The sequence below is a fragment of the Flammeovirga aprica JL-4 genome (genome assembly GCF_012844305.1).
Lineage (GTDB): Bacteria > Bacteroidota > Bacteroidia > Cytophagales > Flammeovirgaceae > Flammeovirga > Flammeovirga aprica.
The window spans coordinates 115,215-137,918 of record NZ_JABANE010000002.1; the positions used below are offsets into that span (position 1 = coordinate 115,215).

Below are 22,704 nucleotides of genomic sequence, written 5' to 3' on the forward strand. Positions count from 1 at the left end.
AATGAAATGGAAATAAATTATCAATATACCTTACCAAAAACATCCCGCCCGATCATCATCATCGGAGCAGGAGGTATTGTCAACGATGCACATATGCCCGCTTATAGAAAAGCTGGATTTGAAGTATATGGCATCACCAATAGAACAAAAGAACGAGCAGAAAAAATAGCAGAGAAATTTGACATTCCTAGAGTATTTGACAGCATCGATGATGCCATTGCACAAGCTCCGGAGAATGCCGTTTTCGACCTTACACTCATGCCAAATCAGTTTGTAGCGACTTTAGAAAAACTACCTGATGGCGCCCCAGTTCTGATTCAAAAACCTTTAGGTGATTACTTTGAGCAAACTAAAAAAATCATCGAAGTCTGTAGAAGAAAAAAGCTTATCGCTGCCGTAAACTGTCAATTGCGTTTTGCCCCTTACATCATGGTTGCGCGTGATCTGATCAACAAAGAAGCCATCGGCAAAATCTACGATATGGAAGTGAAGGTTTCGGTATATACACCATGGGAAATTTTCCCGAACGTGATGTATCATCCGAGATTGGAGATCCAACAGCACAGTATTCACCACATCGATTTGGTAAGGTCATTTTTGGGTGATCCAAAAGGAATTATGGCGAAAACCTTAAAGCACCCTGCCAAAGAAATGTCGTCTACTCGTACCAATGTCATCATGGAATATGAAGATGATGTACGTGCATTAGTCAGCACTAACCACGATCACGTTTTCGGATTTGATCATCAAGAAAGCTATGTAAAATGGGAAGGTACAAAAGGTGCTATCTATGCTAAAATGGGCCTTTTGATGAACTACCCTGACGGTGTGCCAGACGCTTTTGAATACTGCATTTTAGAAGAAGGGAAAAAACCAGAGTGGAAAACCAAAAAATTAGAAGGGTCATGGTTCCCTGATGCTTTTATCGGCACCATGTCTTCATTGATCTGTTATGCCAACGGAGAGTCTGACCAATTGGACACTTCTATTGAAGATATTTTGAAAACCATGCATGTGGTAGAAGCAGCGTATAAGTCGAGCGATATGGGTGGAGTGAAACCAGAATATGGGTCGATTTAATCACCCCGTAGAAGCGTAGCCTGCTACGCTAAACATTAAAAAGTGATGATGTAAAAATATCACAACAATACATCAAAACCGATACTGTAATCATACTCCACACAAACACGTAGCAGGCTACGTGGCTACGGGAGTTTACAACATCATACTAAACTTAGACTAAACCTGAAACCAGGGACACGAATGTAAAGCGAAAGCATCATCCGTGTCCTAGAAATTATTTTGATAAAAAAGGTATAAAAAATAAAACAATGAAAGCATCATTATACGAAGGAAATCAAACCTTCACTGTTGTTGAAAAAGAAATAGAAGCACCTGCTGCAGGTGAGGTGAGAATTAAAGTAGCCTATTGTGGAGTGTGCGGTACCGATGTACATATTTATCATGGTATGATGGACAAGCGTGTCAGTATTCCTGTAACTATCGGGCACGAAATGTCGGGTACTGTAGATGCGGTTGGTGAAGGTGTGGAAGGATTTAGTGTGGGTGAGAAAATCACAGTTCGTCCATTAGACAACAGAGGTGAAATACCTGCTGATAAAGGACACAGTCATATTGCAAAAGCATTGAAGTTTATCGGAATTGACAGCCCAGGTGCCATGCAACAATACTGGAATGTTCCTGCTTTCACATTGCATAAACTGAAAGAAGAAACAGACCTTAAGCTAGCAGCTCTTATTGAGCCTCTATCAGTGGCTTGCCATGATGTACGCATGAGTAAATTGAAAAAAGATGAAGTGGCTGTTGTTTTAGGTGGAGGTCCTATCGGTTTGCTTGTTGCGATGGTGGCCAAAAGCAAAGGCGCTAGAGTTATTATTTCAGAAGTGAATGATGCTAGAATTAAAATGGCAGAAGACATGGGCTTTGAAGTTGTCAATCCTGTCATTACTGATTTAGTAGCTTATGTTGACCAACAAACGGAAGGCGGATTAGCGGATGTTGTATTCGAAGTAGCTGGTGTGCAAGCTTCATTAGATGTAATGACGGAAGTGGCAGGTATCCGTGGCCGTATTGTAATGGTGGCCATTCATGGAGAGAAAAAGCCCGTGGACCTGTTTAAGTTCTTCTGGAAAGAATTAGAATTGATTGGAGCTCGTGTCTACGAAAAAGAAGATTACGAAGAGTCAATCCAATTGATCACAGAAAACAAATACAATTTCGATAAGATCATCACGGGCACAAAACCACTGGATGAAATCCAACAGATATTTGAAGACATCGACAACAATCCAACAGGGATGAAATTCTTGATCGATTGTCAATAGAATCTATTCTGTCAGGCACCATAGTTTAAACTATGGGCAGGTGATAAACAAACCTTTCCAAGACTGAAGTCTTGAAGGTTAAAAACGGAAATAACACTTTAGTGTTGTTGAAGTAAATATCACCTGCCCATGACTTCAGTCGTGGTGCACAAAACACTTACATCAAAAAGAAAAAAATAAAGCAATGAGCGTTTTAAATACATTTAGTTTAGAAGGAAAAGTAGCATTAGTTACAGGTTGTAAAAGAGGTATCGGCATGGGCATGGCCGTGGCATTAGCTGAGGCTGGCGCCGATATTATTGGCGTAAGTGCCTCTCTTGAAAAAACAGGAAGTAATGTGGAAAAAGCAGTGACGGCATTGGGTCGTAAATTTTCTGCTTACACTTGTGATTTCTCCAACCGTGATTCACTTTATGCTTTCATTAAAGAAGTAAAAGCAGACCACCCCGTAATTGATATTTTAATCAATAACGCTGGTACAATCCTCAGAGCTCCTGCAGTAGAACATCCTGACGAAATGTGGGACAAAGTAATTGAGGTAAACCAAAATGCACAATTCATCTTAACGCGTGAAATTGGTAAAGAAATGGTGGCTCGAGGCTCAGGTAAAGTGGTATTTACAGCATCACTTTTAACTTTCCAAGGTGGTATTACAGTGCCAGGTTATGCGGCATCAAAAGGAGCAATCGGTCAAATGACTATGGCTTTTGCGAACGAATGGGCCTCAAAAGGCGTGAACGTAAACGCTATTGCACCAGGTTACATCGACACAGATAACACAGAAGCATTACGTAACGACCCAGTAAGATCAGAGCAAATCCTAGCACGTATCCCTTCAGGACGCTGGGGTAAACCGGAAGATTTCGCAGGTCCAGTAGTATTCCTTTGCTCGGAAGCAAGTGCTTATATGCAAGGTGCAGTAATGCTTGTTGACGGCGGATGGATGGGACGATAGAGAGAGGGAAGAGTTAAGAATGAAGAGGTAAGAGAAGTGGATCGTGTTGTGGTTTTTGGACTACTAAATTGCCTACCACACGAATCATCACGATTTCAATTTCGATAATCTTTTTTTCTTCCTTCTTACCTCTCCCCTCTTCCCTCTTCCCTCAATATTTTTTATTTTAAAAAAACAATCATGCATATAAAATCACAATTTTTCGAAGACTACACACTAGGAGACTACAGAGAAACTCTTGGCAGAACGATTACAGAAACAGACTTTGTTGTTCATGCAGGACAAACAGGTGATTTCTTCCCCCACCATATGGATGCGGAATGGTGTAAAACACAACCTTTTAAGGAACGTATTGCACACGGCACATTGACATTTAGTGTGGCCATTGGGATGACGGCAACGGAAATCAATCCAGAGGCATTTTCTAAAGGATATGACCGTTTACGCTTTGTGAAGCCGGTGCATATTGGTGATACCATCCATGTGAAGGTGACAATTTCTGAGAAATCAGAATCAAAGAAGCCGGAATTGGGTCAAGTGATTGAGCACGTGGAAGTCATTAATCAAAGAGATGAATTGGTTCTGGTTTGTGATCATATATTGTTAGCAAAGAAAAAAGGGTAGTAGGTTAATTATAAGAATGAGAAAACATGTTTCAAGTGTTAAGCGAAAGCGTCACTTGGAACTATTCTTTGGCGAAGTCTCCCTACTTCGAAATGAATAGATATTTCACTTTTGTGTTTCGAAGTCGGGAGACTTCGCCAATATGTCATCACAAGTGACGCTTTCGCTTAACACTTGCGATATAAAAAGGAAATGCTTGACCTACTACATTTCAACTATCTACATCCCAATATGGTGTATATTACATCACTTTGGGATTATTCTTTATCCGAAGGAACACCGCCGATGGATACATTAATCGCATCCACAGTATTTAAGATTTCACTAATAATATCGTCTTGAGAGACATTCTTTAATTGGGAAGTTAGCCCCGATACCACCAACACGGCCATCACTTCATTATTGATATCATACACAGGCGCGGCAAAGTCAGTAACCCCTTCCGTCAGCGTACTTTTTTGCACAAAACATTTAAGGTCCTTCAAAGCCGACAACTCTTTCTCCAAACCTGCTTTCTCCCCTTTCGATAATGCTTGATATTCCTCCGATGCTTCTAATATTCGCTCTCTTTCCGCTTCCGATTTATGGGCTAAAATGATCTTTCCAGAATTGGTCTGAGTGATTGGAAATACGCCCCCTACTTCTACAGAAAGTGAAATAGGTGTCATGCTCTTCGCTTGGCAAATAATCAGTAGTTTATTCTGATAGAAAAAACTCAAGTGGCAAGACTGATTAATGGTCTGAGAAAGCTGTTCCAAATAAGGCATAGAAGCTTTCACCAAGTAATCAATGGAAGAGTGATGATGGGATAATTGGAATAACCTTAACGTCAATTGATACTTCCCAGAAATGGGCTCTTTATTGATATAACCTCTCTCCTCAAGGCACACCAACATACGGTAAATCTCGTTGGGTTTACGATTAATACCTGTTCCAATTTCTGCTTGAGATTGAGGAACCGACTGTGCAGATAGAAATTCTAAAATATCTAATCCTTTGTCGAGTGCGGGAGAGTTATAAGTAGGCATATGCTAAATTTAGTTTCAACAAAAATAAGAAATTGTTCAAATTACAGGGTGTAAATCCTTCAGTATTTTTGAAACTCTTATTTTCAATTTTATATCACAAGAATAATAGCTAAAATCAAACAAACAAACTTAATGAAATGAATTTTTACACATCATCATACACCGAACATGTTGGGCCTGGCCTGTCAGGAAACGGTATCGGCATTCAATATTTTAATATCAATCCAACCACTTCCAAAATCACTTTACTGGAAAGTTATGAGACCATCAACCCTGGGTATTTTGCATTAAACCCAAAAGAAGAATTACTCTATACTTTCCAAGAAAGACAGCAAAACTTAGCACCAAAATTACTTTGTTTTAAAACCGATCAAGGAAAATTAGAATTGCTTCAATCATTAGAAATCAATGGAGGATTACCCTGCCATATTTTACACCTCAAAAAGTACAATTGCTTAATGGTGAGTTGTTATGAAACCGGCAATTTTCTAAAATATGATTTAGATGAAAATGGCATTCCTCTTCCCTTTTCTCAAAATATAAAATATACAGGAGGAAGCATCAATCAAGAACGTCAAGAAGGACCTCACGCCCACTTATCCTATTACGACAAAGCTCATGATCTTCTACTTCTAGTCGATTTAGGAAATGATAAAATCTACAGTCTAAAATACCAAAACAATCAGTTCGTACAAACCAATGAAGTAAGCGTTCCTGCAGGTGGCGGTCCAAGGCATTTAATACAACACCCCAACAGCAATTACTGCTTTGTCTCCAATGAAATGACAGGTGAAGTCAGTCTCCTCAAATGGCAGAATAACGCTTGGCAGTGGATCAAAAACGTCTCCATCATGACACAAGACCACAATAATGTCGCCTCCGCTTCCGCCATCAAATTATCAATATGTGGCCGATTTATCTACTGCGGAGTAAGAAGCACCAACAGCATTTCCATCCTAAAATTTGATCCCGACACGGAGGCTTTAAACCTTATCGAAGAAGTTCCAACGCAAGGTATTACCCCTAGAGATTTTGAGATTTCTCCCGACGGAAAACTTTTGATTGTAGGAAATCAAGACTCTGAATCTTTGGTTGTTTTTTCTGTTTGTGAGGATAGTGGTATGTTGGAGGTTGTAGAGAAAGTGGACGGGGTAAGGTCGGTTTGTTGTGTGGGGTTTGGGGGATCATTTTAATTATAAGGATCAATTGTGCAACGTGGTGTTGCACAATTGCCAGTACTTTAAAAGCTCACTTAAAATTCACTTTATAATTAGAATGCTACTCTTTATTTTATTCAGCAATTTTAATTTTGAGAAATAATCTCAATTTGAAGTTTCTAAAAACTTTACTAGCTTCGCTTCTTAAATAAAAAAAGTATTGCAGTTTATTATTATCAAGACTTTTCAATCAAAATTTGTTGAACACTTGTACTAGCAAACAGTTATTTCTTTGAGGAAAAAACTCTTCAACAACACACTCCAATAAACTGTCTTCTGTTTTTACAGCAAAAACTTCTATAAGAATCATGAAAATGAAAAAAACAACTTCAACTCTATTCATCCTTTTACTACCGATCTATTTGTTTGGTCAATCTTTGATTACAGTAACAGTTCCAAATACTTCCGATGAAGTTTATATCACGGGAAATCAAAAGAGCATTGGAAATTGGAAACCCAATAAAGTTAAGATGAATAAAGTTTCTGATCACAAAAGAGAGATTCAACTTGAACTCACTTATCCCGCAGAGTTTAAATTTACAAGAGGGAATTGGGACTCTGAAGGATTGGTAGAAGGAGTTGAACAATTCAGTAACATTACTGTTTCTACTCCTCAAGAACAATTAAACTATGTGATAGAAAGATGGTCAGATGAAAAGATGACCAAAGGGAAATATGCTTTAAATTATGATGTCGAATACATTTCCTCAAAGCACTATCCCGGTGAAGAAAGGCCTTTGAGGATATTTTTACCCAATGGTTACAACTCCAATAAAAAATATCCGGTAATCTATGTTTTAGATGGAGAAGCCCTATTTAATCCATCAATAGCTTGTATTTCTATCCTTCAAGCTAATGCAAATATCAATGGTAATTTCATCCCTGAATGTATTGTGGTGGGTATTGATAATGTTGACCGAGGAAGAGATCTTAGTCCTAATTGGGGTACTACAAAAGGCTTACCTATAAGTGAATTTACTCCAGAAGGAGAACTTTTTTATAAAAGTATTTTAGAAGAAATCGTTCCTTTTATTAATGATAAATACTCTGTATCTGGTCATAACACATTAATCGGGCACTCAGATGGAGGTAATTTTGTCACGAAAGTGTATCTAAAAGATAATGATGTTTTCGATGGCATTATTGCTTTATCGGTCAATGATTTCGAAGGCTATTTTCAGCAAAATTTCTTAGATAATAAAAAAGAAAACAAAGACTACTTTATTGGTTATGGAAGTAAAGATGATGAGTTTAATCTCTTCGGTGCCTACCTTGATAATCAAAAGGAATTAAGTGAAAATATTGTTGCTCAAAAGTATAATGCAGACCATATCACTTTACCAAATTCAAGTCTTTTCGATGCGGTAAAATTTATCTTCAGAGACTATAAAAACTACGATTCTCTAATCGGGAAAATGTATAATGATTCATTTAGTTACAAGGCTTTCGAACGTGCTTACGAAGAGCAAATGATTACTAAATATGGTGTTTCTGAACCGATTGGATATGATGTCACTTATTTACTCAACCAGGCTAGAGATCAAAATAACACCTTCGTATTCAATAAAATTTTAAACGAATTAGAACAATCGAAATTTCTTCAACTACAAGTTATGTTCTATTACGCCAATGAATTTAATCAAAACGAAAGAGCATCGAAATATCTTTATCAAATGCTGGAAAGTAATGACGCTAACGATAAAATGATTTTCTATGCAAATCTATATCAATACAAAGCCTTCTTCGTGGAAAAACTAGGGAAGGCAAATGAATTTATAGAATTCGTTGAAACTGCAAAAAAGAAATGGCCAGAGTATACTTTGGAGTACAACTATACCATCATTAAAACGGCAGATGAGCAAAACATTGAGTTTGAAAAATATCAGAAGTACCTAAAGTTCTGTCAGAAAAACTTTGTTGAGAACCGTTATTTTAAGAAAGAGGAATTGAAGGGGTTGGAGAAATAATTTATGTTGTAAGTAATATCACATTTCCCAATGTTATAATAAAAATGCAAACCGCCCTAACGGTACCGTTTAAGCAGTTTGCATTTTTTCTAAGTAGATTAAATACATACCTAGTAGCCCCACCGGGATTTTAAACACTATTGACTTTCAAATAGTTAAAGGCACATCGTAACAATTTTGCGACAACAATATGCACATAAAAATGAAATGAATATGGTTGACTATTAAAGTGGTGAATTATAGGAGGAATTTATTTGAGAGTGAAAAAATTACACATATGATAACATACGTTAATCGTTGTTGTAAAATTCCTTAATGAAATATAAATATACTTATATTTGATTTTATTTTTTACCTACTCTTAAATCAAAAAATCGAATGAGACTATTGTTTATTTTTTTACTTTTTATAAGTACTAGAAATGTTTTTTCACAGGAATTAAAAGGTTATTCAATTGGAAGTTATATTGCTAATAACGAAAATATTGAAACAACGGTAGGAGGGGTTTATGGTATTCTAAAAATATTTGAAGAAAGTAAAAAGATATCATTCATTACTTTTAGTAGTTATGAAATACATACGAGCCCATATAGGGCTACTACAAATAATAAAGCAAGTGGTCTCCTTGAACCCAGATATTCTTATTATTCTAAAGTAAGTCCAACTCAAATTACAAACTTTGTAGAAGGAGTTAGAAGAAAGTATAATTTGACATTAATAAAAAAGCGAATAAGTGATAATAAAGTTAGATGGCAAGCAAGAAAGAATAATATCAATTATTTTATTATTTACTCCAAATTGAATCAAACTATAGATTTTACTATTGCTAAGATTTCTGATAGTGAATCAAACTCAAAAGAGAAAACAAAACAAAGAGCTTATTCTGATTTTTAATTAAGTTGATATATTTCTTTACTAAACTTTCCCCTATTTTTTTAACATGAAGATATTTATTTTTATACTTTCCAACCTATTTTCAATTACTGCCTTTTGTCAAACAAGCTTTATGGGAGCATTTCAAGATGGAAATGATATGAAGCAAGTCAATAACCAGATTCGTATTAATGTACAAAAAAGCACTTCAGAAGGTAATTACTATATGAAAGTATTTTTAGCTGAAGAAAAAGCTAAACTTCAAGATTTAAGGTTTAAATATAATAGAACAGAAAAAGCTCCTAATGGTCAAATAATTTATGTGTATGATGTATTAAATATTAGTAATGAAAACCCATCACACATATTATTTACTGGAAAAAAAGCATCTGAAACAATATCAGGATATGCCAATAATTTTAGTATTTCATTTTTATTTGATCGTAAAAATCAAGCGTTTATTTATATGTTTTAAGAAATTTTTTTTATTATGTCTAGGTTATTATTATTATTTCTATTTGGATTATTTAGCAACGTAATTTATGCTCAATCATCTACTTATACTCATAAACAGTACTTTTCAGACTTTGTGGATAGTAAATACGACAATATTGAAAAGGGATATAACAAAGTGGGTGTAACAAGGGGTAAACTTAAGTTCACAAAACAAAGTAATGGAAATTATCTGGTTCAATTCTATGATCATTTTCCATATCATGAATCAATTAATCTCAAATACCATTCAACAAAAAAAAGTAAAGATACCTCTTATTATTATTATGTAAATCATAATAATAATTTCATATTCAAATTTGTTAATGTGAAACTAAGTGAAGTATGTAAAGGAGTAAAGTCATCATTTGATTTATTTATAAAAAATACAGAAATGAAAACTATTTCACCTTACCACTTTGAAGGTATACAATCGGAAAACATTCAATTTTAAATATTAAAGAGGTTATTTTATATAAAAATGGTAGCCCACTATTTAATTGTGGGTGTACCATTTATCAATAATAATTTGGTCTTTTTTTAATGGACGTCCTTTCTTTTTAGGGGGCGTCCATTTTTTTATTGTCCGATGTTTATTTACCATTTCATCAAAACTAAATACCTGATTAACAATACCTGCCGCAACTGCCGGTGTAGTTTTTAATGATTGGTGAATTCTGCAAAAATTATAAAAACCACCAAAAAGATATAACCATTTCTCTGACAACTCAATATTTTTTATCGAAGACCTACTTCTTCTTGTAAAAGTATGGATACTGCTTCTTAAAGTAGCATTGAACCGCTCAATATATGCTGTATGTACTACACCTGTTGTATTCAACTTTTTCATTAGAAAGGGTAATACCCGAAGATTTCCTAAAGCAATATCACAATGGTCAACACCATGGCATACATAACGTTTCCCTTTTCTTACATAACTTTTTATACATTGAATCAATACTATGTTTTCAGGGAAATAGTATGAGGATCTGCCTATCTTACCACGACGGGGTATTTTTTTATTAAAATACTTTTTAATACCAGTTTTATAACTACTCAAACCATCTGTTGCGATCAATAAAAATTTACTGTGATCACAACATTTAGCGACTATTTCACAGAGCTTATTAATTAATGTCGTATTTCTTTTGTTGCTCACATGACCTCCTAACCATAGTCTATAAGTAGATGATATAGCACTAGTTATCCAATTTTTACCGCCAGGTGTACTTGAATATAATTCATCAAGTTCAACCTTTTTATGATCTATAGGTTGAACAACTAACTGATGATGGATATTTTCAAAATGATCTCCAAAATCTAGGATCCATTGATTGATAGTTTCTCTTCTATGGGAAAATACTTTTTCTATAGCATGTAAGGGACAGCCATATAAAATGAGCATCAAAATCATTCTTATATGGTCAAGTGAATGTCGTTTTCTAAACATAGGCGTTAACGCTCTTGTCGAAAAAGTTTTACCACATTCTTTACATTTTAGTCGGCCTTTTTTTAAATTATGGCCAATTATATTACCTTTATTGTAGTGTCCTCGAGCATGGCAGTGTTCGTTTACACAACAAAAATCCTGAGTTGAAATTTGCATTGTAATACAAAATTCCCACTCAGGATTTTATTTTTTGATGACTAGCAACACTTTATTAGGGAGCTACCATAAAAATAACCTCTTCCTTTTTTATTGGGTATATCGTTTAATCTTTTCTTTTGATCTGGTATTTCCTGACTTTTCCCAATAATATACCGCTCTGTCAATTTTCTTTGAAAACTCAAAACAATTGCCCATATAAAATAATATTTCAGGATCATTTGGATATTTGCTTAAAGCATAATGGAAATTTCTAATAGCAATTTCAGGTTCTCGGCTCATGTATCTCGCCCAACCATATAATATTAAGGCATCTCTATCTTCGATTCCATATTCAACAGCTTCTTCAATACTCTCAGTCATAATAGATATAAACATTACATCCCATTTCTTAGTTTTTTTATACTCTTTAGTGAGTAAATCAAAGAATTTGAAGGCTGATTCCCTTGCTTTAATACCTTTGTGATCTATACTATTTTCCAACTTGACATTATTAAAATTCCAATCACCATTTTTACCTTCATACAGACCAAATTCTTTTACTGATTTAGGTATTGGTTCAAAATATGCTGAAAACACTTTTTTCTTATTGGGATAAGCTGTAGTCATTCGGTCCTTATGTCCAATATTTTCAGTTTTTATTAGTTTATATTTATGTTTATATATTTTAATATAGAAAGCATTTTTATGACCAGGTTTATTTAAGAAAATATACTGTCCTGTTTTTCCTTTCTTAGTATATTCAAATTCAATTTTTGTATACTTATCACTAATATTTATTGATGATATTTTAAGATCTGGTTCTGTATCACAAGTTTTATATGGATAGTATGTTTGACCAAATGTGTTAAAGAAGATAACCTGTAGGGCAAGTATTAATATATATTTCATTTTAATTAAAAATAGAGTCAATATCTGAACTTTTCTTGTTAAATAGATTTCTAAACTCTTGCAAGTCCTTCAATGAATCAAAGTAAAAAATAGACCCAAAAGCATTACCATTACCTTCTTTTAAAGTAACATTGAAACCGCCATTAGTTTTTCCTTCGAATACTAGTGTAGCATCATCAGCCATCTGACTTGAGTATCCAAATTGATTAAACATATGAGTATTCATATATTTAAATCTAATTACATATTTTTCAAATTCTCTTTTATGTGTTTTGTTTAATTTTGCCCATTTTAAACATTTATCTAAACCACTTTTGAAAGAAGATGTTCCTGAAGGACCTAACCTAATATTTTCAATGTGCGGCATACCTCCTCCCCAAGAGTTATTGTTAGGTCTATATGAACTTACAAATGTACCATCTGGAGTTATTTTTACAGTATAGGTAGTTTGTGAAAATGATAAGTTTGCTAGAAGAATAAAAACTATTAGCGAAAAAATATGTTTTAATAACATAATCTAAAATTAAAGGGTAAAACGTTTCACATATATAACAATTACTATTCCTCATTTTAGCCCATTGAGATATATTAACCATTTGTTATAAGCCTCATTTTTCACCCCAAAAACTAACCCTGATTATATTTGTTACACAATAGAAAAAATTGAGTATTGAAAATCAATTTTCATCTTAATACGACTTGATATATGTCATTATCACATGATTTTTGCTAATGTTTATTGAGCTATAAAACGTACTTCAAAACATTTAAGATGATTCCAATGGTAAAGATTAAAGAAAAGAAAAATGTTACAAATCCAGTTAATCAAACTTTAAAAATCCATTAACTAAAAGAAAAACATCTTCTTCATATTAGCTGATAAACAAATACTCCATCAAATTGTAACCATACCTTTTTGATAAGAACCAAGATATAATAGCTACTCTCTCCCAACAACCCTCATCATCTGCTCCACCAAACTACTCTTAAACACATCATCCTTAATGTAATTCTTGTACATATTGATTTCCTTACGACGTTGTTCTGCCATTACTTCATCCATGATTTTTTGGAAGGCGATCAGTTTGTTTTGATCGTCTGGGTTTTCTAAGAATTTCTTGATGAAGTCAGGGTGTTCGGTGACTCTTTTTTTGAGGTTGAGCATTCTTACCCGGCTTTCTTCTGGAGTATCTCCCCAACCACTGAAGTAACGGTCATTGAATGTTTCGATAATCTCTTCTAATAGGTCTTTTTCCTCTTCTCCATGTGTTCCTCTTGGATTTGGGTTTTGAGGGTCAAGTTCTGATAAAGCATCGTCTAATGTGATAGCTTCGTTTAGTCTTGTTCTTTCTAGACCATAAGATGATAGGTCTACTGAATCTAATAGGTCATCTAGCAATTGATCTTCTGCTCTTCTGACGATGAGTTTTGGTATTAGGAATTTTAAGAACCAGAAGAGTTTTTCCCAAGCGGGCATTTCGTAACTCATAATGGCTGACATTTGTGAGTAGATCTTTACGAATTGCTTGGCTTTGATTTTGAAGTCTGCTTTTTCATCGTCTTCAAGTGCTAACTCTGAATTGAAACGATGGGCAGATACATCTATGATAGGGCTTAGTTCGTCTGCATCTACATTACAAAAGTATTTATCGACAAACTCTTCTACTTCGTGATTTTCATAAACGCCTATTTCGTCTAGATGTTCTTTGAGGTCGTGCAGTACGTTTACATCTGTAGCACTACTCAATGAAGTGACCGTAAAGAAAGGGTCGAATGACTTTTTGATTTCATCCGCTGAGTTAAAGAAATCAAGTATAAATAGATCTTCTGTACGCTTTCCGTATTTATTTGCTGATCTGTTCAGTCTTGATAGTGCTTGAACTGCTAATACGCTTTGTAGCTTTTTATCGACGTACATGGCGGACAGTTTGGGCTGATCGAAGCCTGTTAGGTATTTATTGGCTACGACTAAAATGCGGTATTCGTCTGTATCGAAGTTCTTTTTGGTGTCCTGTTCAGGAAATCCATTGAGCTGCTCTTCTGTGTAGGTCACTCCATCTACAACTTTTTCTCCAGAGAACGCAATAGCTATTTTGAAAGAATTGTTATGTCCTTTTATGATACTTCTGATGGCTTGGTAATAGCGTATAGCAGCAACAATATCTTGTGTTACGACCATTGCTTTTGCCTTGCCTTTCAGTTTCTTTGGAGCCACTACTTTTGTCATAAAATGATCCACCATTATCTCCGCTTTAGTTTTAATGGTTTGAGGATTTTTTTCAACAAAGTTCTTTAGTTTTTTCTGTGCTTTTGATTTATCAAACTCAGGATTGTCTTCTATGGATTTCTCTACTTCGTAGTAACTTTTGTAAGTGGTATAATTGGCTAATACATCTAAAATAAAACCTTCTTCAATGGCTTGCTTCATAGAGTATAAATGGAAAGGCAAGAACCTTCCATCAGACTGTTTTATACCAAAACGTTCTAGAGTTGCTGCTTTCGGAGTGGCAGTAAAAGCGAGATAAGAAGCATTCTCACGCATCTTTCTGGCTTTGATAATTTGTAAGATTTTGTCTTGTGTATCTTCTACTTCATCCACTTCTCCAGCACCCATTGCTTGGTTCATTTTACCAGCGGCTACACCACCTTGAGAAGAGTGAGCCTCATCTATAATAACGGCAAAACGTTTATCACTTAGATCTGAAATACCATCAATGATAAATGGAAATTTTTGAATGGTAGTGATAATGATTTTCTTCCCATTTTCTAATCCTTCTTTTAAATCTTTTGAGGAATATGCAGGAGCAATTATATTTTTTACTGTTGAGAATCCTCTAATGTTATCCCTTAATTGTTGATCTAATATTCTACGGTCAGTTACTACTATTACAGAGTCAAAAAGCGGTCTGTCCAATGCTTTTGCTCCGGTTACTTTCATATTTTTCGGGTAGACCTCTATTAATTGATAAGCTGCCCATGTAATAGAGTTAGACTTTCCTGAACCTGCTGAATGTTGAATAAGGTAGGTCTGTCCTGTTCCGTTATTGTGTGCATCATCAATCAGTTTTCGAACAACATCCATTTGATGATACCTTGGGAAGAACAATGTTCTCTTACTTAACGGTGTTTTTAAATCACCATCCATTCGCATAAAATGCTGAATGATATTCGAAAGACTGTCCTTTGTCAAGACCTCTTTCCAAAGGTAATCTGTTTTATGACCAGATAGATTTGGAGGGTTGCCCGCTCCATTGTTATTCCCTTTATTGAAGGGTAAAAAGAAGGTTCCTTTTCCTGCTAGTTTAGTAGTCATATACACTTCGCTCGTATCTACTGCAAAATGTACCAAACAACGTCCAAATTGTAGCAGAGGTTGTTTTATATCTCTGTCTTTTTTGTATTGGTTGATCGCATGAGGATTGGCTCGTTGACCAGTCCATTCATTCTTCAATTCCATTGTAACAATGGGCAGACCGTTTAAAAACAAAACGACATCAATTGACTCTCTTGTAGTTTGGTGGAAATAGACCTGTCTTGTAATCGAAAACTGATTCTTTAAATAGTTATCTTTTACTGTATCTCCACTACTCTCTAAAGGTTGCTCATAAAACAAAGTAAAATGTGCATCCTCCACGCCCAAACCTTTACGTAGTAAATGCAACACACCATGCTTCTTGACTAACTTATCAAAGCGATCTAATACCCTTAATTTATAATCACTATGCTTCTTTAGTTTCTCTAATTCTTCCTTTTGTGAAGTCTCTAAGAAATTCCAAAAATGCTTTTCATCCAATGCAAATTTTGTATTGAAGTCTGTAGAATAACCCACATAGTATCCATTACCTGTAATGTATTCTAATGGCGTTTCTCCTAAGTCTGCTTGCTCTTTTCTTTCTTCTTGGGTTGAGCCTGCTAAGTATTTTTCAATTAATGCTTCAAGAGCTTGTTCGTTGGTTTGGCTTGGCATGGTTTGAATTAAGAATTAATAATGAAAAATTGGTTTATGTTATTCTTCTTCGTTTTTCAGTTGTGCTAAGATTTGTTCTTCCGTAGGTAAATATAATTGATATTTACTGGCTAGGATAGTAGAATTATCCTCTGGTAAAGCATATTTTACCATTGCATCATTTTTGTCTGCACATAATAAAATACCTATTGTAGGATTTTCAAATTCTTGCTTTTCTGTTCGGTCATAATAATTGACATACATCTGCAACTGACCAATGTCTTGATGTGTGATTTTATGTGTTTTCAATTCTACAATTACAAAACACCTTAAAAGTCTATTGTAAAAAACGAGATCTATAAAAAAATCATCATCCTCTAATTGGATTCGCTTCTGCCTTGCTACAAACGAAAAACCATTACCTAATTCTAAAAGAAAGGACTGAACATTGGTAATTAATGCTTGTTCTAGGTCTTTTTCATAATAGCTATCTTGTGGTTTCAATCCTAAAAACTCTAAGACCATTGGATCTTTTATTATATCAATAGGTTTGTCTGGAATAGCTTCTTGCTTGGCTATGGCGAGTACTTTTTCTTTATCATTACTCAACAATAATCGCTCATAAAGCTGACTATTGATTTGACGTTCTAATTGTCGTGCACTCCAATTATTGTTGCATACTTCTTCTATATAATAAAGTCGTTTATCTTCATTATCAATCCTTAAAAGCAATTTATATTGAGACCAACTCAATTGCGAACGCAGTGTGTTCGCAATTGGAAACGTCACAAAAAATTGTCTACATAATTCTAATTGCCTTGAAGAAAAACCACTCCCAAAATCCTTCTGCAATTCACTTGCAAGTGTTTTAATTAGGTACTTTCCATATTCGGCTTTTTCCTTTCCGTGTTGTTCCTCTTCAACAATATATTTTCCAATATTCCAATAAAGCAATACTCTTTCAGCGTTAACGGCTCTAACAGCATTATTTTGAGCATTTCGTATTAGCTCTTTTATATTTTGAATAATGTTATTTGAAACTTCCATATCTTATTACGAATGTCTAAACAATTTCCTTTTTTGTAGAATTTATAGCTTGATTTCTTTGATGACATTGATGATTTGAACCGATTAATTTACTAGCTCTTTAACATTAACTCTTTTAGTACTTAGATTAAACTTTTCAAATTTATATCTTATAAAAGTTGACATCATACTTTCGTGTGTGGATATGAAGATTTGTCTATCAGAAAACTCATTTCTCAACAAATCAACACAACCTGATATATTAATTTCATCCATAGTTTGAACAGGATCATCAATAAATAATAACTTATTCCTTGAATATATTTTATTAAGAGCTAATGTAAATGAAATAATTAGAGCTGATAATTGTCCTGCACTCATAGATAAAACAGCATCATATGTTTTAGATGGATTTGTGATAAATTTTAATCCATCATTATCATTCTTTATGAATAAACCTAAACCAGTTTGACTATCAAGTAAAATTCGACCTGAATATATATGAAATAAGAGTTCAATATCTTTTATTACTTCTGCATTATATTCTTTTAAAGAGTCTTTATATGTAGTTTCCAGTTTATTTAGCTGAATTTCTTTCTCTTCGAGAAGTTTTAATTGTTTTTCATTTAGTTTTAAATCAGTTGAATATTTTTGAAAATTTGCACTTTGATATAGTGAGTACTTCCAATCAATATATTTAATTTTATTCTCAACATCTTCTACTGTTAGTTTCAATAACAACTTATCATCTCCTTCAAAATAACGAGTAAACAATTCAGTAAAATCAACTCCTAAATTCGAATTATTAACTGTTACTATTTTTTCTTTCAACCTACTTATAAGTATATCTAAGTTTTTATCAACCCCTTCTAGATTAAAGTCAATTTCTACTAAATCTGAATATCCTATGTTATTATCTTCAAAATACAATATGATTGCAGATATTGATTCACTTTTGAATTCATTTATATCTTCAAAAAACTCAGAATTATATATAGAATTATTACGGTAACTATTTAATAATTCTAATAAATCATTTAACTCGTTTTCTTGAAAAGATGTAATAGATAAATCTAAATTTGCAGAATTACTTTTCGATATTGTTTCTAACTCTTGAGTCTGACTTTCTATTTGTCTTAATAATACTTCTTGTGTTTCCCATTTATAACCACAAAGTGGACAGTCACTATTATTATTATCTTCATCTAGATACTCTTTAAAATAATTGATTAAACCAGTTCTAGTTTTTGAGAGATCAATAAATAATTTCTCCGTTTTATTAGAATTATTTGTTTGATCTTTTATGACATTCAATAATTGATTGTACTTTTTTACCTTCTCATTCTGTTGAAATATATTTAGAATATCAGATGGTAGATCATAATATCCTTGTGTTAATTGAGATGAATTAATAACCTTAACTTTCTGATTAAAGTTAAGAATCGAATTACAAACTTGTCTTTCCTTTATAATATCATCTAACTTATCAATCACATTAAAATACTTAATGAACCTTCTTAAGGTTAAAGTGCCTTTATCAATAATATTTTGTATTTCTTTATTTTTCTGATCTTTTATAAAATCATTTTTATTTGATATAAACTCTTTTATTCTTGGTAAAACTGCATCTTTTCCTAGAAGTTCAAGATAAGAGAAGTTTTTGAAATCAATTTCTTCTTTATCCCATTTTACAGAATCCTTAGTAAGTAATCTTTTATACTGTATATCTTCTGATTTAGAAGAAAATTGAGATTCTGAAACTAATTCTGATAATCTTTCAACCTCTTCCTTTGTGTTAGTTATTAATTTTTTAACATGCTTTTTTACGCTATTAATTTTATCTATTTGAACTTGATATTTATCCGTATTAAATAAGTGTTGTATACTATTTTTTCGATCTTTATCCTTATGTTTAAGCATGTAATAACTTTCTTCTTGCTCAACATAATTAAGGAATTCAAAGTTTTCTTTAAAATTATCTCCAAGTAATTCTGTTAGATATTCATCAGGTTTATCTATAACCTTTTGCTCACTTTCTATTGATTCAAAACTAGGAGCTGAATATAATTTAAAATGTGAAAAATCATGTTTAGACTTCTCATTTAATAAATCTTTTTTTTCTTTAGTTTTCCTTAAAATAGTTCTCTTTTCAGACTTACCATCTCTAAATAATTCAACATCAGCCTTTATCATAATAGGAGTTCCATCACCTGTATTACAATAGAATGGAACTTCATCATACCTTGCTCTTCCATCTATGATTTTATCTCCTAACCTAGAAAACCTTTTTATTTCTCCAGTAAATAATAATTCTATTGCATCATAAATAGTAGTTTTACCAAAACCATTTGGTCCGTCTAATAGATTGAGACTTTTTGATTGAAAATCAATAGTAATGGCATCAAAAACTTTAAAATTTTTGATACTCAGTTTGTTAATCATTAGTTTCATCTTGGCTTGCATCATTATTTAGTAATAGTTTAAAAACATCATTTGAATTCATTCCCTTTATATCATCAATAGATCTACTAAAGAAGTTCTCTTCCATTACTTTATTAATATCATTAAGCTGTTTTTGATTAACCTTTGATGAAATAGTTTCAGGTAACGAAGAAATTTCTTTCTCTTGAACGGTATTGATTTTAATAAAAGGAAGTTTTTGAGTAATTCTATATAGCAATGTCTGCCAATTACTTTCATTGAATTTTTCTTTATATTCATTAAAATTTTTTTGATCTAACAATAAATCATCAAAAGATCTCTCTACTAATTTTTCTTTTAATAGTTCTTTTTGAGATTCCGAATATATCAAAACATGCTTTTTAAACTGATAAGGATCTTCCTCAATTTCAATTATCTGCTTTTTAAATTTCTTTATTTCTGTATCATCAGGTATCTTGTATATAAGTAATAGTGAAGAATTTTTATCAAACTTTGAATCATTATCAACTATTTTTTTTGCTGCTTCAAATAATTCATCTTGTTGAGTTAAGAGTTCAAGAGTATCAGCTTCTACAACGAGCCAAAAACTTGTTTTGTCATTATACCTGAATAGAGAAAATGAGTTTGATTGAAGTTTGTTAAATCCAGCTTCTTGAAATAAGTCATTTATTATATTAATCATGATTTAGTCTATTTTTAGCATCTTCTAATGTGACCAGTGATGTTGTTACCCAACTTGTTAAGTGATTTCTTTCAGAATTAATATCAATACATTTGATTAAGTTACTTTCCTTTACAATATTTTCAATACCCATATTTGCCGTAATAATATTTTGCTTTTCAAAACCAGCTTCAAGGTCTGTGTCAATAATGTTTTTAATTATCTGTTTAGAAACTCTTTTTTTATTTGATGATTCGATTGCTGAGGGTACAAAAATATTATCATCATTACATTTCCAAAATACCTTAAAGCCATCTATACATGCTCCTTGAGTAATTTCTTTTAGTATGAAAAAAAAAGCATCTTTCATTTCTTCTTCTTTTGGAGCAACTCTACCATAATCAGCAATAGAATTAAGTCTAAAAGTTCTATGAGGAAAAATAGATCGTATAAAAGTTTGTATGTCATCCTGATTTAAAGAACTTATGTGTATCAGGTATTTGCTTAACCGTATTTTTGTTGTATCATCTAAAATGATGTTATCCTCAGCTAAATCAAGTAAATATTCTTGATAAAATGAATTCATTTCACTCTTGAATAAATGAATGAAATATAATTCACTAACAAGCCATTCTGCCATATCTGAATTAAGCTTTTCTGTAAAGGAATCAAATTGAATAGTTAGATGAAATGCTCCCTCTCTTATAGTTCGGTTCCCTCTATGGTTTTCAGCATGTATACTAATTACTTGTTTTAGAATCATCTCCTCTAAAGCATACCGTATTGCTTTTATATTATTATGAAAACTTAGCTCTTCACGTCCAATATTTGTATGATAGTTAATTATTGCACTTTCAATGAGCTCATCTATTTCATCTAAACCGCAATAGTAGTTATTATTTGAGTATTGATAAATTTCTAAATTTGGATGCCTCTCTTGAAGTGTATCTACTGTTTCTCTATTCTCAACAGCTAAATGAAAAAAAGCATTTTCTGCTGGAAAATCTGCTATTCGTTCTTCCAATTTATCAAAAGCCTCTCTATAATTCGAATATAAATTGCTCTTTTCGGATTTAACTTGATGTAATGATAATATTGTATTATTGCTTAAAATTGCAAAATCATCAAGACTATCTAACTGCAAATCATAAGATGTTGCATTAACATCTTCTGTAAGGAGTCTTATAACATGATATATTGCAACCTTACCTTGATACACAAAACCACTCCATGTTGCCATTGCACTATGAAGTTCGGCTGCATTTATATTTCTTACATCTGTTGGCATGTTCAATCTAGTTTAATTTTACCAGTTACCACATTATTAATCAATACGGATTTGTACTCTTTTAATTTTTCAATATTTCTTTTTTGAACTTCAATTGAATTATTTAGTTTACTGGAATGGTGTTTTATGTGAGTAACGATATTTGATTGTTCTTTATAAGGTGGCTCTAATACAAACTGCTTAGCTAAATTGTTAAACCTTATTCTAACAGCTCGTTGTCTAACAGCATTTGATATTACTTGAATGTATTTTGCTAATGCCATTTCTCTTAAAAGAAAAGCATAATAATAATTTGATTGTGACTCCAAAATTTTATTACAAATTACATACTCAGGTGAACACTTCCCATCGGAATCTGACACACCTATTGCTCCTTCAAAAGCATCCATAGAGTTCAGAACTAGCTGTCCCTTTCTTATTCCCTGAAAACCATTTTCTAAAATTGCTTCTGTATAACCAGTTAATCTTCTATTCTTTCTTAACGTTACTTCTCCATCTCTATATGATGTTACTGTTTCATCAGTTTTTCGGGGTAAAAGTTTACTTTGTGTATAAAGATTTTTAAACCTTTTCACCCCCCAATGCTCCGGAATCTCCCCAATCCATTCCACTCCACTGTCTTTCATCTTCACATTCGGATCGAGACCTTTGGTGACTGCATTTTGGATGATGATCTGCTTGCGTTCTTTTAATAACTCAATCAATCGCTCTTTCTTGGCGATGGCGGTATCTATCTTTTGGCATTGGGTGTCGAGGTAGGTGGCGATGCGGGTTTGGGTTTCCTTTGGAGGCAGAATAGAATACAGTTTAAAGAAGTCATCAGTATATAACCTCAATCTGCTTTCTATTACACCTGAAGAATTTCTTTTAAATTCTGATTTGTATAAATCTGTTCTAAATAAATAGTGAAAAAACTTTTTATCATTATCACTTGAAAGTCTGTAAATACAATATGCAGGACTTGTAATTCCGCTAAATGGTGAAAAACCTAAACTACCATTCCATGCTAACATTATGTTAGACACAAGATCCCCTTTTGTAACTTTTTTATATCCTTCTAAGGTTGAAGCTGTTGTCAATATATCACCATCATCTACCTTATCTTTTTTCTTTGTCACACCTGTATATTGAGAAACTGATAATAAATCCCCTGCTCCATCATCACTTCTTTCGTTGATTTCTTTAAAAAGATATTTTATTCTTTTCACATCCCAATCCTCAGGAATCTCACCCAACCACTCAACACCACTATCTTTATATTTCGGATATTTCTCAAACTGTACTCCCATGTTTTTTTAATTAAAAATTAAGAATGAAAAATGAAGAATTATCGTAACACAAAA

18 protein-coding genes are annotated in these 22,704 nt (G+C 33.0%); 8 read left to right on the forward strand and 10 right to left on the reverse strand.

What is annotated here, in order from left to right; translation table 11 throughout:
- Positions 1–6 precede the first annotated feature (6 nt).
- The 4 genes from HHU12_RS01195 (at position 7) to HHU12_RS01210 (ending at position 3,924) form a co-directional block, all read left to right on the forward strand.
- A complete protein-coding gene (locus tag HHU12_RS01195; protein WP_169654313.1) occupies positions 7–1,080 on the forward strand; it encodes a Gfo/Idh/MocA family protein in 1,074 nt (357 codons plus the stop codon).
- A gap of 251 nt (positions 1,081–1,331) precedes the next feature.
- On the forward strand, positions 1,332–2,345 hold the full coding sequence (locus HHU12_RS01200) for a zinc-dependent alcohol dehydrogenase (RefSeq protein ID WP_169654314.1): 1,014 nt from the start codon (positions 1,332–1,334) through the stop codon (positions 2,343–2,345).
- Between the two features lie 184 nt (positions 2,346–2,529).
- On the forward strand, positions 2,530–3,300 hold the full coding sequence (locus tag HHU12_RS01205; RefSeq protein ID WP_169654315.1) for an SDR family oxidoreductase: 771 nt from the start codon (positions 2,530–2,532) through the stop codon (positions 3,298–3,300).
- Positions 3,301–3,480: 180 nt separating this feature from the next.
- The gene (locus tag HHU12_RS01210) at positions 3,481–3,924 is read left to right on the forward strand and encodes a MaoC family dehydratase (RefSeq protein WP_044211250.1); all 444 of its coding nucleotides are present in this window, start codon (positions 3,481–3,483) and stop codon (positions 3,922–3,924) included.
- A gap of 257 nt (positions 3,925–4,181) precedes the next feature.
- On the opposite strand, the gene HHU12_RS01215 is transcribed toward HHU12_RS01210, so the two are convergent.
- Entirely contained in the window at positions 4,182–4,952 is a 771-nt protein-coding gene (locus tag HHU12_RS01215) for an IclR family transcriptional regulator (protein ID WP_169654316.1), read from the reverse strand.
- A gap of 137 nt (positions 4,953–5,089) precedes the next feature.
- Here HHU12_RS01215 and HHU12_RS01220 point away from each other — a divergent pair, with 137 nt between their 5' ends.
- From HHU12_RS01220 to HHU12_RS01235, 4 genes are all read left to right on the forward strand, one after another.
- The gene (locus tag HHU12_RS01220) at positions 5,090–6,145 is read left to right on the forward strand and encodes a lactonase family protein (RefSeq protein ID WP_169654317.1); all 1,056 of its coding nucleotides are present in this window, start codon (positions 5,090–5,092) and stop codon (positions 6,143–6,145) included.
- 338 nt (positions 6,146–6,483) lie between these two features.
- Positions 6,484–8,136 (forward strand): alpha/beta hydrolase-fold protein, encoded by a 1,653-nt coding sequence (locus tag HHU12_RS01225; protein WP_169654318.1) that lies wholly within the window; start codon positions 6,484–6,486, stop codon positions 8,134–8,136.
- A 378-nt stretch (positions 8,137–8,514) separates the two neighbouring features.
- Positions 8,515–9,030: a hypothetical protein gene (locus HHU12_RS01230; protein ID WP_169654319.1), complete on the forward strand. Its 516-nt coding sequence runs from the start codon at positions 8,515–8,517 to the stop codon at positions 9,028–9,030.
- Positions 9,031–9,076: 46 nt separating this feature from the next.
- Positions 9,077–9,484, forward strand: coding sequence for a hypothetical protein (locus HHU12_RS01235; RefSeq protein ID WP_169654320.1), 408 nt, complete (start codon positions 9,077–9,079; stop codon positions 9,482–9,484).
- Positions 9,485–9,997: 513 nt separating this feature from the next.
- Here HHU12_RS01235 and HHU12_RS01240 read toward each other — a convergent pair.
- The 9 genes from HHU12_RS01240 to HHU12_RS01280 form a co-directional block, all read right to left on the reverse strand.
- The gene (locus tag HHU12_RS01240) at positions 9,998–11,107 is read right to left on the reverse strand and encodes an IS1 family transposase (protein ID WP_169654321.1); all 1,110 of its coding nucleotides are present in this window, start codon (positions 11,105–11,107) and stop codon (positions 9,998–10,000) included.
- A gap of 90 nt (positions 11,108–11,197) precedes the next feature.
- Positions 11,198–11,998 carry a tetratricopeptide repeat protein gene (locus HHU12_RS01245; RefSeq protein ID WP_169654322.1) on the reverse strand — a complete coding sequence of 267 codons (801 nt, stop codon included), beginning with the start codon at positions 11,996–11,998 and terminating at the stop codon, positions 11,198–11,200.
- A 1-nt stretch (position 11,999) separates the two neighbouring features.
- Entirely contained in the window at positions 12,000–12,512 is a 513-nt protein-coding gene (locus HHU12_RS01250) for a hypothetical protein (protein WP_169654323.1), read from the reverse strand.
- Between the two features lie 426 nt (positions 12,513–12,938).
- On the reverse strand, positions 12,939–15,965 hold the full coding sequence (locus HHU12_RS01255) for a type I restriction endonuclease subunit R (RefSeq protein WP_169654324.1): 3,027 nt from the start codon (positions 15,963–15,965) through the stop codon (positions 12,939–12,941).
- Between the two features lie 39 nt (positions 15,966–16,004).
- Positions 16,005–16,991, reverse strand: coding sequence for a PDDEXK nuclease domain-containing protein (locus HHU12_RS01260; RefSeq protein WP_169654325.1), 987 nt, complete (start codon positions 16,989–16,991; stop codon positions 16,005–16,007).
- Between the two features lie 84 nt (positions 16,992–17,075).
- Positions 17,076–19,436, reverse strand: a complete 2,361-nt coding sequence (locus HHU12_RS01265) for an AAA family ATPase (protein WP_169654326.1) — start codon at positions 19,434–19,436, stop codon at positions 17,076–17,078.
- Positions 19,405–20,094 (reverse strand): ABC-three component system middle component 1, encoded by a 690-nt coding sequence (locus HHU12_RS01270; RefSeq protein ID WP_169654327.1) that lies wholly within the window; start codon positions 20,092–20,094, stop codon positions 19,405–19,407. Before HHU12_RS01270 ends, HHU12_RS01265 begins: the two co-directional genes overlap by 32 nt.
- On the reverse strand, positions 20,087–21,361 hold the full coding sequence (locus HHU12_RS01275) for an ABC-three component system protein (RefSeq protein ID WP_169654328.1): 1,275 nt from the start codon (positions 21,359–21,361) through the stop codon (positions 20,087–20,089). Before HHU12_RS01275 ends, HHU12_RS01270 begins: the two co-directional genes overlap by 8 nt.
- A 2-nt stretch (positions 21,362–21,363) precedes the next feature.
- On the reverse strand, positions 21,364–22,650 hold the full coding sequence (locus HHU12_RS01280; protein WP_169654329.1) for a restriction endonuclease subunit S: 1,287 nt from the start codon (positions 22,648–22,650) through the stop codon (positions 21,364–21,366).
- Positions 22,651–22,704: the final 54 nt, after the last annotated feature.

Excerpts from the sequence above, each read along its gene's own strand:
- HHU12_RS01225 (WP_169654318.1), top strand. The coding sequence starts at position 6,484 with ATGAAAAAAACAACTTCAACTCTATTCATCCTTTTACTACCGATCTAT.
- HHU12_RS01220 (WP_169654317.1), top strand. The coding sequence starts at position 5,090 with ATGAATTTTTACACATCATCATACACCGAACATGTTGGGCCTGGCCTG.
- HHU12_RS01235 (WP_169654320.1), top strand. The coding sequence starts at position 9,077 with ATGAAGATATTTATTTTTATACTTTCCAACCTATTTTCAATTACTGCC.
- HHU12_RS01280 (WP_169654329.1), bottom strand. The coding sequence starts at position 22,650 with ATGGGAGTACAGTTTGAGAAATATCCGAAATATAAAGATAGTGGTGTT.
- HHU12_RS01240 (WP_169654321.1), bottom strand. The coding sequence starts at position 11,107 with ATGCAAATTTCAACTCAGGATTTTTGTTGTGTAAACGAACACTGCCAT.
- HHU12_RS01200 (WP_169654314.1), top strand. The coding sequence starts at position 1,332 with ATGAAAGCATCATTATACGAAGGAAATCAAACCTTCACTGTTGTTGAA.
- HHU12_RS01265 (WP_169654326.1), bottom strand. The coding sequence starts at position 19,436 with ATGATGCAAGCCAAGATGAAACTAATGATTAACAAACTGAGTATCAAA.
- HHU12_RS01230 (WP_169654319.1), top strand. The coding sequence starts at position 8,515 with ATGAGACTATTGTTTATTTTTTTACTTTTTATAAGTACTAGAAATGTT.
- HHU12_RS01205 (WP_169654315.1), top strand. The coding sequence starts at position 2,530 with ATGAGCGTTTTAAATACATTTAGTTTAGAAGGAAAAGTAGCATTAGTT.
- HHU12_RS01270 (WP_169654327.1), bottom strand. The coding sequence starts at position 20,094 with ATGATTAATATAATAAATGACTTATTTCAAGAAGCTGGATTTAACAAA.
- HHU12_RS01250 (WP_169654323.1), bottom strand. The coding sequence starts at position 12,512 with ATGTTATTAAAACATATTTTTTCGCTAATAGTTTTTATTCTTCTAGCA.
- HHU12_RS01215 (WP_169654316.1), bottom strand. The coding sequence starts at position 4,952 with ATGCCTACTTATAACTCTCCCGCACTCGACAAAGGATTAGATATTTTA.
- HHU12_RS01245 (WP_169654322.1), bottom strand. The coding sequence starts at position 11,998 with ATGAAATATATATTAATACTTGCCCTACAGGTTATCTTCTTTAACACA.
- HHU12_RS01260 (WP_169654325.1), bottom strand. The coding sequence starts at position 16,991 with ATGGAAGTTTCAAATAACATTATTCAAAATATAAAAGAGCTAATACGA.
- HHU12_RS01210 (WP_044211250.1), top strand. The coding sequence starts at position 3,481 with ATGCATATAAAATCACAATTTTTCGAAGACTACACACTAGGAGACTAC.
- HHU12_RS01275 (WP_169654328.1), bottom strand. The coding sequence starts at position 21,361 with ATGCCAACAGATGTAAGAAATATAAATGCAGCCGAACTTCATAGTGCA.
- HHU12_RS01195 (WP_169654313.1), top strand. The coding sequence starts at position 7 with ATGGAAATAAATTATCAATATACCTTACCAAAAACATCCCGCCCGATC.
- HHU12_RS01255 (WP_169654324.1), bottom strand. The coding sequence starts at position 15,965 with ATGCCAAGCCAAACCAACGAACAAGCTCTTGAAGCATTAATTGAAAAA.